This is a genomic window from Chryseobacterium gallinarum, from assembly GCF_001021975.1.
Classification (GTDB): domain Bacteria; phylum Bacteroidota; class Bacteroidia; order Flavobacteriales; family Weeksellaceae; genus Chryseobacterium; species Chryseobacterium gallinarum.
This window is the reverse complement of the sequence record NZ_CP009928.1, coordinates 2921550-2937205: the sequence shown is the minus strand read 5'-3', so window position 1 is coordinate 2937205 and position 15656 is coordinate 2921550. Positions and strand designations below refer to the sequence as shown.

Annotated in this window: 16 protein-coding genes; 7 read left to right on the top strand and 9 right to left on the bottom strand. The window is 37.3% G+C overall.

What is annotated here, in order from left to right:
• Positions 1–52: 52 nt before the first annotated feature.
• From OK18_RS13195 to OK18_RS13180, 4 genes are all read right to left on the bottom strand, one after another.
• Complete coding sequence (locus tag OK18_RS13195; protein ID WP_053328280.1) at positions 53–826, bottom strand: ParA family protein; 774 nt, start codon at positions 824–826, stop codon at positions 53–55.
• A gap of 164 nt (positions 827–990) precedes the next feature.
• A complete protein-coding gene (locus tag OK18_RS13190) occupies positions 991–1842 on the bottom strand; it encodes a hypothetical protein (RefSeq protein ID WP_050021985.1) in 852 nt (283 codons plus the stop codon).
• A gap of 358 nt (positions 1843–2200) precedes the next feature.
• Positions 2201–2488, bottom strand: a complete 288-nt coding sequence (locus OK18_RS13185) for a hypothetical protein (RefSeq protein ID WP_050021984.1) — start codon at positions 2486–2488, stop codon at positions 2201–2203.
• A gap of 175 nt (positions 2489–2663) precedes the next feature.
• Entirely contained in the window at positions 2664–3950 is a 1287-nt protein-coding gene (locus tag OK18_RS13180) for an adenylosuccinate synthase (RefSeq protein ID WP_053328279.1), read from the bottom strand.
• 264 nt (positions 3951–4214) lie between these two features.
• Between OK18_RS13180 and OK18_RS13175 the strand changes: the two genes are divergently transcribed.
• Positions 4215–5153: an alpha/beta fold hydrolase gene (locus OK18_RS13175; RefSeq protein WP_053329369.1), complete on the top strand. Its 939-nt coding sequence runs from the start codon at positions 4215–4217 to the stop codon at positions 5151–5153.
• A gap of 79 nt (positions 5154–5232) precedes the next feature.
• Here the strand turns inward: OK18_RS13175 and OK18_RS13170 are convergent, their stop codons facing one another.
• Complete coding sequence (locus tag OK18_RS13170; protein ID WP_053328278.1) at positions 5233–6822, bottom strand: ABC-F family ATP-binding cassette domain-containing protein; 1590 nt, start codon at positions 6820–6822, stop codon at positions 5233–5235.
• A 196-nt stretch (positions 6823–7018) separates the two neighbouring features.
• Between OK18_RS13170 and OK18_RS13165 the strand changes: the two genes are divergently transcribed.
• The 6 genes from OK18_RS13165 to OK18_RS13140 all read left to right on the top strand — a co-directional run bounded on the left by OK18_RS13165 (position 7019) and on the right by OK18_RS13140 (position 12108).
• The gene (locus OK18_RS13165) at positions 7019–7573 is read left to right on the top strand and encodes a phosphoribosyltransferase (RefSeq protein ID WP_050021983.1); all 555 of its coding nucleotides are present in this window, start codon (positions 7019–7021) and stop codon (positions 7571–7573) included.
• Positions 7574–7721: 148 nt separating this feature from the next.
• The gene (locus OK18_RS13160; RefSeq protein ID WP_050021982.1) at positions 7722–8300 is read left to right on the top strand and encodes an adenylate kinase; all 579 of its coding nucleotides are present in this window, start codon (positions 7722–7724) and stop codon (positions 8298–8300) included.
• Between the two features lie 79 nt (positions 8301–8379).
• Complete coding sequence (gene obgE, locus OK18_RS13155) at positions 8380–9363, top strand: GTPase ObgE (protein WP_050021981.1); 984 nt, start codon at positions 8380–8382, stop codon at positions 9361–9363.
• Between the two features lie 107 nt (positions 9364–9470).
• Complete coding sequence (locus OK18_RS13150; RefSeq protein ID WP_053328277.1) at positions 9471–9959, top strand: DUF6438 domain-containing protein; 489 nt, start codon at positions 9471–9473, stop codon at positions 9957–9959.
• 97 nt (positions 9960–10056) lie between these two features.
• Positions 10057–10680, top strand: coding sequence for a porin family protein (locus OK18_RS13145; protein ID WP_053328276.1), 624 nt, complete (start codon positions 10057–10059; stop codon positions 10678–10680).
• A gap of 123 nt (positions 10681–10803) precedes the next feature.
• Positions 10804–12108, top strand: coding sequence for a DEAD/DEAH box helicase (locus tag OK18_RS13140; protein WP_050021979.1), 1305 nt, complete (start codon positions 10804–10806; stop codon positions 12106–12108).
• A gap of 37 nt (positions 12109–12145) precedes the next feature.
• Here the strand turns inward: OK18_RS13140 and OK18_RS13135 are convergent, their stop codons facing one another.
• The 4 genes from OK18_RS13135 to OK18_RS13120 all read right to left on the bottom strand — a co-directional run bounded on the left by OK18_RS13135 (position 12146) and on the right by OK18_RS13120 (position 15601).
• Entirely contained in the window at positions 12146–13282 is a 1137-nt protein-coding gene (locus OK18_RS13135) for a hypothetical protein (protein ID WP_156173285.1), read from the bottom strand.
• A 67-nt stretch (positions 13283–13349) separates the two neighbouring features.
• Positions 13350–14117: a TatD family hydrolase gene (locus OK18_RS13130; protein ID WP_053328274.1), complete on the bottom strand. Its 768-nt coding sequence runs from the start codon at positions 14115–14117 to the stop codon at positions 13350–13352.
• Positions 14110–14649, bottom strand: coding sequence for a DUF4269 domain-containing protein (locus tag OK18_RS13125; protein WP_053328273.1), 540 nt, complete (start codon positions 14647–14649; stop codon positions 14110–14112). The genes OK18_RS13130 and OK18_RS13125 overlap by 8 nt, the downstream gene beginning before the upstream one ends.
• The gene (locus tag OK18_RS13120) at positions 14642–15601 is read right to left on the bottom strand and encodes a GSCFA domain-containing protein (RefSeq protein ID WP_053328272.1); all 960 of its coding nucleotides are present in this window, start codon (positions 15599–15601) and stop codon (positions 14642–14644) included. The genes OK18_RS13125 and OK18_RS13120 overlap by 8 nt, the downstream gene beginning before the upstream one ends.
• Positions 15602–15656: the final 55 nt, after the last annotated feature.

Genomic DNA, 15656 nt, shown 5'->3' with positions numbered 1-15656 from the left:
GATGTTTGACGGGTGACGCTCAGCATTCACCCATTGGCCATTTATTATTAATTTAATTCTTTACTAAATTTTCGTTCTTCAAAAGAACTTCTTCAGCGAGCTGAATGTATTGAACCGCTCCTTTGCTTTCGGCATCATAATTCAGAATGCTTTCCCCGAAGCTCGGTGCTTCGCTCAGTCTTACGTTTCTGCTGATAATGGTTTCAAAAACCATTTCAGGGAAATGTAAATTCACTTCTTCCACGACCTGATTGGATAGTCTTAACCTGCTGTCGTACATGGTAAGAAGAAGACCTTCTATTCCAAGATCTTTATTATGAATCTTCTGAACATTTTTAACGGTATTCAACAATTTCCCCAATCCCTCCAATGCAAAGTATTCACACTGAATCGGAATGATTACGGAGTCTGCAGCCGTTAGTGCATTTACCGTAATAAGACCTAAACTCGGTGCACAATCGATGATGATATAGTCATAATCGTCTCTTACGCTTGCCAATGCTTTTTTCAGCATATACTCACGATCTTCTTTATCTACCAATTCAATTTCAGCCGCTACCAGGTCTATATGTGACGGAATAATATCCAGATTCGGAGTAGCAGTCCTTTTGATACAAACTCTAGTATCTGCACTGTGCTCCAGCAGGTTATATGTAGAATACTGAACATCTTCCACACCCAGCCCCGAAGTAGCGTTAGCCTGGGGGTCAGCGTCAATGATTAATATTCTTTTTTCCAATACTCCTAATGCTGCTGCCAAATTTACAGCGGTAGTAGTCTTTCCGACTCCTCCTTTTTGATTAGCAATACCTATGATTTTTGCCATTGTTAGAACTTTAAGTTTCAAAAATACACTTTTTTCTTTGCTCCCAATGAATGCCTAAAAGCAAAATCGAGTTAAAATATTGTTAATAAGCAATTTAACAATTAAAAAAATTATCCACAAAAAAAAATCTTTGTGGATAACTATTTAAAATATCTTTTTAGGGATTAATTCTCAAACTTCATGGAAATCGGAAATTTAAAATAGCTTCTTACGAATTCCCCTTTTTTATTTTTTGCAGGTGTCCATTTTCCTTTAATGGATCTGATGGTTCTGATCGCTTCATTGTTAAAATCCGCGTTAGCACCGTTAGCTTTGATTCCTGAAATGGTACCATCCATTTCCACAATAAAAGTAATGGTAGTTTTCATGACATCATCTGATTCAAAACCTGATCCATCAAAGCTGTTCATCACTTTATTTCTGAATGCATCTATTCCACCTGTAAAACTGGCTTCGGAACCCAGTTCTCCGGGTTCAGCAATTTTATTTTTATCTACTGCAGGCTCCGGAATTGTTGGCGGTGCCGTATTAACTACCGGACCTGTTGCCACAGGTATTGTTGTAGGTACATGTGTATTGGGCGCTACCACATCTCCTTTAAAATTATTTACTAATCCAGCTACAGCGTCATCAGGGACAGGATCCTTCTTCACGTTATCCTGAGCATCTCGTGATGGTATAGGAGGTATACTGTTATATGTTTTCACATCAGGTGGAGCAACAGGCTGTACAGGTTTGATAATTTTTACAGGTGGCTTTATTTCTGGTGGTTCTACTATTTTAATAATTCTCCTGCCATCATCATGAGGTCTGTGATCTACTACATCTGTTTTAAATGCAGAGATTACGAATGGCGTAATCGACACAGCCGCCATTAAGCTGGCTCCGATAAAAAGTGCTTTGGTTAATATTCTATCTGATTCGTTTCTTAATACATAGGCACCATATTCTTTATTGCGGTGCTCAAAAAGAACTTCGTTGAAGCGAAATTCCTGGTTTTGGTTCTGGTGTTTCATCACTATACTATTTAAACTGTTAAAAAGCGATTATTAGTTTCATTAGTTCTTATCGATAAGCAATGTTTCAATATCAAAATATCTGCCATAATTTTGTCAAAACAGCAGTATTTTAAAAAAAATTATGACAATATCTAAAATTTAACATTTTAAAATAGAAAATTGCCAACAGAAACCCGCCTGGTTCCCTAAAAAAATAACTGAATTAAATAACACCAGTCCGGGATGAAATTCTGATTTAATCAGATTGGAAGATGGAAGATGGAAGTCATAGCCCCATAAAGAATAACTATTCATGGTAGCGCTGGGTACCGGTCATTATAGCCTTTATACTTAATTTTCTTAATCCGGACTCAGGTTAAATAAGCAACAGAAGAATGATTAGCGGCAATAATAATCCTATAGAATTAATAATAATCAGCACAACCGAACTCATTTTTGTTTTCCGGTAGCTTTTACCTGCAAAATAAATAGCACTTGTACTCAATATTAAGCTGCAGACCATAAACAATACAATCAGAAAGTCCGAGGCCTGGTTTATGGGAATATCTTCATAAACAGCCAATAAAACGGCATAGGCAATTGTGAACGCTAAACTTATAAAGATGTTTTTCTGAAGCTCTTCAGATATATGATGACTTTCCATGGATAAAAATTATGCTTAAATATAGGAATATTCATAATATCAACCCCGTTTTAATAAAATAAACTGTCCGTTATATAGATTTCCTAAACGCTAATGCATTTCAGCATATTGTGGAATAGCTATAGAAAAAGACTACCAAAAATGATAGTCTTTTTAATATGTATCGTGAATGTTACTAGAACAATTCTTTTCTGATAATGTTCTGGCTTCTTTCAGGTCCTACAGAAACAAGATATACATTGATTCCCAGGTATTTCTCTATAAATTCAATATATTTCTGGGCGTTTTCAGGAAGCTCATCATAGCTTCTTGCTTTTGTAATGTCTTCTTTCCAACCCGGTAAATCCTGGTAAATTGGTTCGTAGTCATATAATTTTGTAGTAGAAGAAGTAAAATAATCAATGATTTTTCCGTCTTCTGTTTTGTAATGGGTAACGATCTTAAGGTTTTCAATTCCTGTAAGAACGTCTAATTTTGTAATTACCAGGTTATTGATTCCGTTAATCATACAAGCATGCTTTAAAGACACAAGGTCCAGCCAGCCTGTTCTTCTTGGTCTTCCTGTGGTAGCCCCGAATTCTCCACCGATCTGTCTGATTTTTTCACCCAGCTCGTTGTCTAGCTCAGATGGAAAAGGACCGTTTCCAACTCTTGTACAATACGCTTTTGCTACTCCGATAAGATTCTGAAGTGAAGTTGGCGGCACTCCTGCCCCCGTACAAACACCTCCTGTAGACGGAGAGGATGAAGTCACATATGGATAAGTACCGAAATCGATATCCAGCATTAATGCCTGAGCTCCCTCAAACAGCACATTTTTACCTTCGTGGATCGCTTCATTCAGTTCTAATTCAGTATCAACGATTCTGTCTTGCAGTTGTTTTCCGATTTCCAAAAATTCATTGTAGATCTCTTCAACATCCAAAACAGGTTTTCCGTAATATTTTTCGAAAAGAGAGTTTTTAACTTTCAGGTTTTTCTCAATTTTTTCTCTTAAAATCTCAGGGTTTAAAAGGTCTACCATTCTGATTCCTACTCTTGCTATTTTGTCTTCATAGCAAGGTCCGATTCCTTTTTTGGTGGTACCGATCTGAGTTCCTCCGTGTTCCTCTTCACGGTAAGTATCCAAAAGGATGTGGTAAGGCATGATGACATGCGCTCTTCTGCTGATAAAAATGTGATCTGTTCTCAAGCCTTTGCTTTCAATCTGATTCACTTCTTTAATGAAAGATTTAGGGTTTACCACTACTCCGTTCGCAATGATACATTTCCCTTTGCATTGAAGAACTCCTGAAGGAAGAAGGTGTAGAACGAATTTTTCATCACCCACATAAACCGTGTGACCAGCGTTGTCTCCTCCCTGGAAACGCACCACATAGTCCGATTTTGCCGATAAAACATCCGTGATTTTTCCTTTGCCTTCATCTCCATACTGAAGACCTACAACTACATAAGTTGACATATTTTACTTTTGTTTTAAGATTCGTGCAAAATTACTTTTAAAAAAAATGACGGCCAAATTATAGTGTAAATTTATTTGCGGTTGGGATGAAAATCATGAGATTAAGCTTAAAAATTCTGAGATTAATTCATTTATCAATAAACATTAATTTTTTAACAAAAATTTTTAATCAATATAAAAACCGGCGAGCCCATTTTTTATATAAGATATTAGAGTTAAATGTTTTATTCCTATCTTTGGGTATCATCTGAAATAGGAAATCGCATGGCCACAACACAAAAATCAGCATACCTATCTTCCGACCTAAGCAACAGGTCAAAGCTCTACTACACGTTATTTTCTCCTGAGAACATCCCTCTTAAAGCTACTCTTCTGATTGTTCATGGTATGCAGGAACACAGTGGAAGGTATGCTGAGATTGCGGAATATTTTGCAGGCCTTGGAGTCGCTGTACTGACGTATGATCACCTGGGACACGGAAGGTCCGTAAGGGAAAAAAGGCATATGGGTTTCTTTCAGCTCCATAAACCTGATAAAAGGCTTATTTCAGACGCAGAAATGATGAATGAATATCTGAGCGAACAGTACCCGGATGTTCCCCATTTTATTCTCGGGCATTCTATGGGATCTTTTATCACCCGATGTCTTCTTCAAAAAGCAAACAACCAATTTACAGGGGCTATTATTACAGGCACCGGAGGCCCATTACCAGGGATCGGTTTATTAAAAGGCTATTTATCATTAGCAAATATCATTGCTCCCCGCCATCGTACTGTATTAAATTCTGTTTTTACAATGGTTAACAATAAGCATTTCAGGAAAGAAAAAAATTACAACAGTACAAGCTGGCTTAGCCTGAACCCGGTTAACAGGGAACATTTTGCTAAGGATGAGCTTTGCGGGGTTCCGTTTTCAAACAATGCCTTTTATACTTTATTTACGATTTACAAAAGGGCAACTTCCAGAAACTGGGCTGCCACTATCCCCCTCTCCTTTCCTTTTTTGTTTGTAAGCGGACAGGATGATCCGATTGGTGATTTCGGTAAAGGCGTAATGCTAACTATTGATCATTTAAAGCATGACGGCTTTAAGGATATAGAATATACAATCTATCCGGAAATGCGTCATGAAATTTTAAATGAAGAAATACGGGAAGACGTTTTGACCGGGATTCATGAATGGATATTCAGACACTGTGGTTAATTTCCGGCTTATTGTAGTTTAGTAAAAGAGCGATCAAGGCTGATCTTATAATTAATCTGCCTTGATCTGTGTGAAATTTCTAATTTAATACCACTTCCCTGTCTATACCGATTTCCTGCAGGAAAACCTCATCATGTGAAATCACCAGCAGTGTGCCATGATAATCTTTAATAGACTGGGTCAGAATCTCCACGTTCTGCAAATCGAGGTTATTGGTGGGCTCATCAAGAATAATCATATCCGGAGCTTTATTGCTGATGGAAAGACCGCACAAAAGTAACCGTAAACGCTCCCCTCCACTCAATACTCCGGCTGTTTTTTCCCAGGTATCTTTACCAAACAAAAACCTTGATAATAAAGTTTTGACTTCAGATTCCGGCATTGCATTATCATTAAAAGTCTGAACAAACTCGTAAATCGTAGAGTTATGGTTAATCAAAGAATATTCCTGATCGATGTAAATACTGTTGAATTCTGATGTTCTGACATTTCCCGTAAAAGGTGCAATATTTTTCAACAAGAGCTTTATCAGGGTTGTTTTACCGGATCCGTTTGAACCTTTAATACAGATCCTGTCCCCACTCCGGATTTCAAGGCTGAGATTCTCTTTCCAGAGTTTTTCTTTTCCATAACTGAAATTGAGATTCTCAGCTGTTATTAAAATTTTGCCTGAATGCAGATTGGAATCATTAAAATTCACTTTCATCTGCTCAAAATTTTTCAGGGATGAGCGAAGATCACGAAGGTCTCCCGAAATACCACTGATTTTCTCTGTATGCACACTTTTTAATTTTGATGTATTTTTTTCTGCGTTATTCCTGAGGGTATTCATCATAATCCGTGCAACCCCGGATTTTTCTTGCTTTTGTTTTCCCCTCGCATCCAGTTTCTGCTTACGTTCCAGAGTTTCCCGTTCTTTTTCTTTTGCTTTCTTTAAAGCCTTTTCCTTTGCATGGATGTCATGATGCAAGGCTTCTTCTTCTATCTCTTTTTGCTCTGCATAAAAATCAAAGTTGCCTCCATAGGCTGAAATTCCCTGGTTGCTTAGTTCAAATATGGTATCAACAAGGTTCAGTAAAGTCCTGTCATGACTTACAATCATAATCGTAGCACTGGTTTTACCGATCAGGTCATATAATAATTTCCTACCTTCATTATCCAGATGGTTGGTGGGTTCATCCAGGATAATAATGTCCGGTTGGTTAATCTGAATTCCGGCCAGGAAAACTTTGGTTTTTTGCCCTCCGCTTAGCTCTCCAAGCTTTTGAGTCAGTTTAAAATTCTGAAGTCCCCAGTACTGTAAAGCATTCTGGCAGCGTTCTTCAATCTCCCAGTCATCATTTAAAATTTCGAAATATTCTTCATCTACCTCTCCGTTTGTTATTTTAAGAAGTGCATGCAGCTTTTGGTCTATCCTTAGACATTCTGCTATTGTAAAATGATTAAAATTCCCGAACATCTGCGGAACATAGAAAATATCTCCCTGAATATTAATATTTCCGCTTAACGGTTGTATTTCATCCGCTATTATTTTCAGCAGGGTAGATTTTCCCATGCCATTATTCCCTACCAAAGCAGATTTGGTTTGAGACGGTATTGTTACATTGATATGATTAAATAGTAGATCTCCTCCCGGAAACCCAAAGGATATATTTTGCAGTAAAATCATGATTTCTTTCTTAAGAATGGTTAAACACCAGTAGCATCTGGGCTACCGTTTTATTGAATCTGAAAGAAATTATATCCTACATGTCTGTATTTTGGGGTTTTGAAAGAACAAATATAGTACAAATCCGGGATTAAACACAAAAAGATTTTAATCAAAAATCAAAAATCCGTAACTTTGCCTCCTACTAAAATTTTTTATGGAAAGTATTAAAGTTCACGACAAAACTTTTGTTCCTTATCTGAAGGACGCCGAAATTCAGGAGATTGTCAAAGAGACCGCGTTAAGGATTTATGAAGATTACAAAGATGAAGTTCCTGTTTTCATTGGTGTTTTGAATGGAGTGGTCATGTTCTTCTCAGACCTTTTAAAATATTACCCGGGTGAATGTGAAATCGCTTTCATTCAAATGAGTTCTTATGTAGGAACTGAATCTACAGGGATTGTGTACCAGAAAATGGAACTGACCAAAGATGTGAAGGACCGTCATATCATTCTTGTAGAAGATATTGTTGATACCGGAAATACGGTTGAAAGTCTTTTCAAATATTTTAAAGAAACACAGCGTCCTAAATCTGTAAAACTGGCAAGTTTCTTACTGAAACCGGAGATTTACAAAAAGGACTTCAAACTGGATTATATCGGGAAGGAAATTCCTAATAAGTTTGTTCTTGGGTATGGATTGGATTATGATGAACTGGGAAGAAATTTACCTAATCTGTATCAATTAGCAGACGGACAGATCAACCATTAAAAATGGCTATTAGCTTCTAGCTTCTGGCTATTAGCTTTTCAATAAATATCTAAAAAAGTAATTATTAACTAAACAAAAGCTAAAAGCAAGAAAGCAGGCAGACAAAAGCCGGAAGCCTAATGCCGATTGCCGGAAGCGAATCAACATTATGATAAACATTGTTCTGTTTGGCCCTCCAGGAAGTGGAAAAGGAACTCAAGCACAAAATCTAATCGAGAAATTCAATTTAAAGCAGGTTTCAACCGGTGATCTTTTCAGATACAACATGAAAAATGATACGGAGCTTGGAAAACTGGCTAAATCTTACATCGATAAAGGAGAATTGGTTCCGGATCAGGTGACAACAGATATGCTGATTGACGAGATCAGAAAACCTACAGATACCAATGGTTTTATTTTTGACGGATATCCGAGAACAACGGCTCAGACGGAAGCTCTGGAAAAAATCGTTAAAGAAGAACTGAATGATGAGATTGATATCTGTCTTGCTTTGGTGGTAGAGGACAAAATCCTGGTTGAAAGACTTTTAAAAAGAGGAGAAACCAGCGGAAGGACTGATGACAGCAATGTAGAGATCATCGAAAACAGAATTAAAGAATATTATGCTAAAACAGCAGAAGTAGCCGAACTATACAAGCAGCAAGGTAAATATGTAGAGGTAAACGGTGTAGGAGAAATTGATGAAATTTCACAAAAGCTTTTTGCTGAAGTAGAAAAAATCAAATAAGGATTTAGGATTTAGGGATTAGGATTTAGCATAGTTAAATATCTATTCCCTAATCCCTGAGGCCTAAACCCTAAAAATTATGTCAAACTTTGTAGATTACGTAAAGATTCATTGTAAAAGCGGACACGGAGGTGCAGGTTCTGCCCACCTTCGCCGTGAAAAATATATTCCGAAGGGAGGTCCTGACGGCGGCGACGGAGGTCGTGGTGGTCATATCATCATGAGAGGAAATGGCAATGAATGGACTTTACTTCCCCTCCGGTACACCCGTCACGTAAAAGCTGAACGTGGTGAGAACGGTGGAAAAAACCAGCTGACCGGTGCTTTCGGTGCTGATGTTTATATTGATGTTCCTGTAGGAACGATTGCCAAAAATGAAGAAGGTGAAATCATCGGTGAAATTCTGGAAGACGGACAGGAAATTATCCTGATGCATGGTGGAAAAGGCGGTTTAGGAAATGAGCATTTCAAATCCTCTACCAATCAAACTCCAAGATATGCACAGCCAGGTCTTCCGGGTGAAGAAGGTTATATTGTTTTTGAGCTTAAAATTTTGGCAGATGTAGGATTGGTCGGATTCCCTAATGCAGGAAAGTCTACCCTTTTGTCAGCTGTTTCTGCAGCAAAGCCTAAAATTGCAGATTATGCTTTTACCACCCTTACTCCTAATCTTGGAATTGTAGATTACAGAAATTACAAATCATTTGTAATGGCTGATATTCCGGGAATTATCGAAGGAGCAGCAGAAGGTAAAGGCTTAGGGCACAGATTCCTGAGGCATATCGAAAGAAACTCGATCCTGTTGTTTTTGATCCCGGCAGATTCTGAAGATCATTTTCAGGAATTTAAGATCCTTGAGAATGAATTGAAGGAATATAACCCTGAATTGCTGGATAAAGATTTTATTATTTCCATCTCAAAATCTGATCTTCTGGATGATGAGCTTAAAAAGGAAATTGCAGCAGAATTCCCAGAGAACAAACAGCCCCTGTTTTTTTCCGGAGTTACCGGAGAAGGTTTGGTGGAACTGAAAGACGCCATCTGGAAACAATTACACGGATAGTAAAAAACTTCCTGTTACAATATACAACCCCGGACAGCTTCTCCGGGGTTTCTTTTTTATTATGATCTTTTGGAATAATTATTGAGCGATTTTCTAAAATCTGAACTATGAAATATTTACTAGGCCTTTGTGCATTTATATTATTATTTTCATGTACTGTTCAAAAGAACAATACTAAATATTCTAAAATTGAATATGAAGCGACTCCCTGTTTCGGGTTCTGCCCTGTCTTCAAAATGACTATCAGCCCGGACAGAACTGCTGTTTTTGAAGCCGAACATTTTAACTTCAATGATCATCCTTCAAAAGATGAGTTTTCAAAACCCCGTGAAGGAACCTTTAAAGGAACGATCAAAGAAGCGGATTATAACCAGCTGATCGGATTGCTGGATGCATTGGATGTAAAAAGTTTACATGACAAGTATGGAAAGAGAGAGATCACGGATCTGCCGACTTCTTATCTAAGAATTGACTTTGCAGACGGGACTTCAAAAAATATAGAAGATTACGGAAAACAAGGAAGCGAAAAACTTTCCGAGGTATACAAATTTTTTGAAAATTTACGAAAAAGCCAACAGTGGACCCGGGTAAAATAAAGCTTTTCAAATTTTAGATTATCTTTGTAAAACAATTCCTTCTCTACAGAGGGAATTTTCTTATAAAAACTATAGCCATATAACTCAAAGAACAATCATGAAAAAGAACATTTTTTTTACATTACTATTGGCCGTATCAGGTATTCTGACCGCTCAAAACTCATCTGTGAGTTTTGGAGTTAAAGGAGGGTATACATTGTCCAATATGAAATTTTTTGATGAAAAACTGGGCTCAAAGTCCTATTTCTATGCAGGTATTCTGACAGAACAGCCTGTATCCTCTCAACTGGCGATACAGGCCGAGTTATTGTATACACAATTAGGGGGAAAAGATTCATATCCCTGGACCGAACAGGTGGGTACAGAAATTGTTGAAGTGGGAAACATGGATTTTACGTATCAGTTCCATCAGATCCAGGTTCCTGTTTCTGTAAAGTATTATTTCATTCCTGATTTATCTGCTTCTGTGGGGATGAACCTGGGATTCAATATTTCTACGAAACTTACGACTGTCAACCCTTATGCTGGTGAATACAAAGGTAACTCCAACGGAGCAAAAACATTAAACCTCTTTCCTTTTGTTGGGGCAGAGTATAAGATCAGCTCCAGTTTTTTTGTTGATGCCAGGTATAATTTCAATTTTATCGAAGTGAGTAAAAAAAATACCGTTCCTACCAAGATTGGTTTTTTACAGGCAGGTGTGGGATACAGGTTTAAATAATATTTATTTGAAAGTAAAGCAGCCGGAGGGAATAAAAAACTTTTAATTTTTTTTAGATTACCTTTGCAAAAAGTAATTCTTTCAGACGGAAAGAATTTTTTATTTAATTTTAAAATAATTTATTTGAATTTTACAGACCTACACTTAATAGAACCTATTGCAAAAGCAATTCAGGAACAGGGATATACCCAACCTACTCCCATTCAGGAAAGATCTATTCCTGAGATTTTAGAAGGCAGAGATTTTTTAGGCTGTGCGCAGACCGGAACAGGAAAGACTGCGGCCTTTTCCATTCCTATTCTACAGAATTTATCAAAGAATAAAGTAAGCAATCATCATATTAAAGCTTTAATTCTTACTCCCACCCGCGAACTGGCGATCCAGATTGAGGAAAACATCAATGCTTACGGAAAGTATCTTCCTTTAAAGCAGCTTGTTATTTTTGGAGGAGTAAAGCAGGGAAACCAGGAGGCCGCATTGAAAAAAGGAGTTGATATTCTGGTGGCTACTCCCGGAAGACTTCTTGATTTTATTGCCCAGGGAATTATCAGCCTGAAAAATCTTGAAATATTTGTTCTTGATGAAGCAGACAGGATGCTTGATATGGGCTTTGTACACGATGTTAAAAGAATCATTAAGCTTTTGCCACAGAAAAGACAGACTTTGTTTTTCTCGGCAACTATGCCGGGGGAAATTCAGAAACTGGCAAATTCTATCCTGAATAATCCTGTGAAAGTAGAGGTTACTCCCGTTTCTTCTACCGCGGATACCATTAAACAATCCGTGTACTTTGTAGAAAAAGAAAACAAACTGAACTTACTTGTTCATATTCTTAAAAACGACATTTCAGATTCTGTATTGGTTTTTTCAAGAACAAAGCATGGCGCGGATAAGATTGCCCGAAAACTTCAGAAAGACAATATTTCTGCAGAAGCCATTCATGGAAATAAATCCCAGAATGCCAGACAGAATGCCCTGAATAATTTTAAATCAGGAAAAACCAGGGTTCTTGTTGCTACAGATATTGCTGCCAGGGGGATTGATATTGATGAATTAAAATTTGTTATTAATTTTGAACTCTCCGATGTTTCAGAAACTTATGTACACCGGATCGGAAGAACGGGAAGAGCAGGGGCTGAAGGGAATTCCATTTCTTTCGTTGACGGGCTTGACCTTCTTAATTTAAAGAATACGGAAAAGCTTATCGGAAAAAAAATCCCGGTGATTAAAAACCACCCGTTCCACACGGATGATCTTGTGGCTCAGAAAAGAGATTCCAACAACAAACCGGTACCCGCCGGAGCAGAAAAAAAGCCTTCTCAGAAGCCTTCAGGATCACGACCTAAAAAAAGTAAAAACAGTTCATCTGCTACCCCATCACTCGGTTATAAAAAGCCCAAGAATAAGAATTTTACCAGAAAAAAATAACAAAAAAGTTTCTCAATGATGAGAAACTTTTTTTATCCTATATCTTTAAAAAAGAAATTTTATCCTGTATATACTGCAACAAATATTCTTCTGAATTTCCGGAACTGTCATATTGGATATGAAGGTAAAAAACAATGAAAAAGAGAATCATGATCATCAGTAACGGAGTATTGAACCTTCCTTCTATTGAAACGGTCTTCTGATCATTATCCGGCATCGCTGCAATAATCAGGACCATGAGTAATACTGAATAGATATGGTTCCATCTGAACCAGTCTGCCCCCAAGAAATAAAGCGGAGATACCCATAGTAAAGAAATCAGGGTAAAGATTTTGAAGGCCTTAAGTTTTTGAGGTATATATTTTTTCACAAAAATAAAAAACAAAAGCACCATCAATATAAGTTCCGCCCCAAACAGAATATAAGACTGATAAGCCTCAATCATTGATTTTCTTTCCTCAACTACATTATAGGTGAAAATATTAAATGTACCCAACTCTATTCCCCGCTGCTTCAAAAGCTCCAGGCTTTGCCCCTGGTTAATTTCCCCACCGTAGAAGAACAGTATTAACATTACTGCCGTAGAAGTTACAAACAGGCCTCCCAGGTATTTAAAATCTATCTTATTGGTTTTTACTATAGAGGCTGCCATTAGAAAGGGTAAATAAAAATAAAACAGCTCATGTAAAAACAGTCCTATGATAAATCCTATAAAAAGCACATATTTTTTCAGCCCGGTTATTCTTCCGGTGACAAAATACACCATCAGGGCAATTACAATAATTTCTTTCCTGCCCGAGTTAAAAATACTTACGGGAATAAATAAGAGGCATAATGGTGAACATGCCAGTATCAGGATATCCCAGTTTACTTTTTTGGAGATGACCAGACGGATGAAAAAGTAAAAAATAATGATAAAAAATAATGACTGGATAAAAAATATCTGTGTATTCAGCGGAATCCCGAAACTGTCCTGAATGAAGAATAAAATACTTCCGGATAAGCCTCTCCTTTTAAACCCACCGTCTTCATAATTGATCAACCAGTCCGAAACCGTCCAGCCAAGCTCAGGAAGATGCGATTTAATATACAATTGAACGATACAATAGGCTAAAACAATGATAAGAAATCCTGTATAACCATAAAATTGTATATCTTTTGATATCTTTATCATATATTCTTCTTTACCCTTCAATTTATCATTTTCCTATCACTAATAAAAATGATGGTTATCCATTACATTACTTTGCAGCAAATAAGGCCTGTGCATTTTCTGTGGTGATTCTGTCTATTTCAGAAAAGTCTTTTCCGTAAATGTTAACGAGTTTTCCGGCTACCAGATCAAGATATGAACTTTCGTTTCTTTTTCCCCTGTGCGGAACCGGAGCCAGGTATGGCGAATCTGTTTCCAGCACAATTTTTTCTAAAGGAATTTCGTGTAAAAACTGATCAATTTTTCCGTTTTTAAAGGTCACTACTCCACCGATTCCCAGGATAAAATTCAGATCAATAGCATGTTTTGCCTGTTCCAGGTTTCCTGAAAAGCAATGGAAGATTCCTCTCAGTTTCGGATGTTTTTTCCTCTCCAGGACCTCGAAGGTTTCATCAAAGCTTTCTCTGGTATGAATCACAATCGGAAGGTCTTTTTCTATGGCCCAGTCAATTTGCTGTTCAAATGCTTTGACCTGGATGTCTAAAGTGGTTTTATCCCAATAAAGATCTATCCCGATTTCACCTATTGCAGGAAAATGCCTCTGTTCAAGGTAATTCTTTACAATTTCCAGTTCTTTTTCCCAGGATTCGGGTTTTACATAGCAAGGATGTAATCCCATCATTGAAAAAACCTGTCCCGGATATTCCGCTTCCAGTTCCAACATTTTTTCATGGGATTCTGAATCAATTGCCGGAAGGTAAAACTTAGCAATTCCCTTATCTAAGGCTCTCTGAATGGTTTCTTTTCTGTCTTCATCAAATTCTTCCGCGTATAAATGGGTATGTGTATCAATCATTATTGTATCGTTTTAGCAGGTCTTCATAAGGGTTTTCAAGGTTCAACAGCATTCCGAAGGCCGGCTCTGTCTTTATACCCTGTTTCTTCAGTTCTATTATTTTCTGTTTAAATTCTTCTCCTTTCTCCTGGAGTATCCTGTATTCGGTGATCATATGCCGGTATGCATTCTGTTGGGTAACAGGTTTGTTCTGTCCAAAAATTTCAATGGGGAATTCTTCCAGCATAAAGTTCAGGACAATACTTGGTATCCCGTTTACCACAATATTTTCAACCTTAATTTCTGTTTCAACTGGAATCAGTTTACTGAACATGATATCATCTAAAAAATCTTCCTCAAACCTAAGGTCTACTTCACAGATAATGTCAAGGTCGCTTCCTTCGATATCAATTTCAATAGGAACAGTTCCTGCCAGCACCGGAGAATAGCTACTCAATTTTTCAAAAACTTTATACCGGGTAAGAACTTCAAACGCTCTTTTCTGCCTTTTATTTCCTTCTTTCAAATAGTCAATCTTTGTAAAATCAATCATTTGAAAAAATTTTATGTTTTACTTTTTTACGCTGATTCTCTATTCTCTGTTCGAGTTTTTCCCGAAACTCAATAAATTTCGGATCTTTTTTATCACTGGTTTTATGTTCCAGGGCTTTTATGATTTTAAAATTTTCTTTAATAAAATCTTTGGTTTCGTCTGAGAAGTAAGAGTTTCCAAATTTGTCAAAAATATAATTAACGGCCTGGGTGCTTGGATGAATCATATCTTCCTTATAGAAACGGTAATCCCGGAGGTCATCCATCAAAATTTCATATACCGGAAGGTAGTGGCAATCATCAAACATGGAAATGGATTCATGAATAGCTGTAATCAATTTGGATTTGCTGAGCTGATTTTCTACCATTCCATCTTTGGTATGCCGGACCGGCGAAACACTAAATAATATCTGCACTCCCTCTTTACAGATATCTTTAAGATCTAAAATCGTATTGTAAATAGAGTTCGTAAGCTCCTGGTGAGAGAGCAGTCTTTTAGAGAAAAACTTCTGCGGGATTTTATGGCAGTTCGCCACCAGTTTTTTCCTGGGTAGAAATTCATAAATAAATGATGTTCCGTACGTCACAATAATCCAGTCGGCCTCCTGAAGAAAAGCATTTCCCGCTTCAATGGCCCCATTAATCTTATCTAAGGTCTGATGGATGTACCGGGTATCAAAATGGGTATGATGGTCCAAAGAGATGTATTCGTCATTGTAAGTGATCAAATCTTCTTCTTGATAAAATGCTGAATCATGAAGAACCCTGACTTCATGATGAATCGAAAAAGGATTAAAAATTGTTCCGAAGGGATTATTAAGGGTCTGAAGCTGCCCCTGCTGCAGCAGATCTGTCATTTCAGAGGCAAAACATGATCCTATCGAAAATATTTTATCTTCGATCTCAATCTTTTTTTGAGATGCAGGAATATCAACTTCGGTTCTGAATTTCATTGTATGAATCTCGAGGTGACAGGACAGGCTTCAGTACATATTGCTCCTGCTGCCC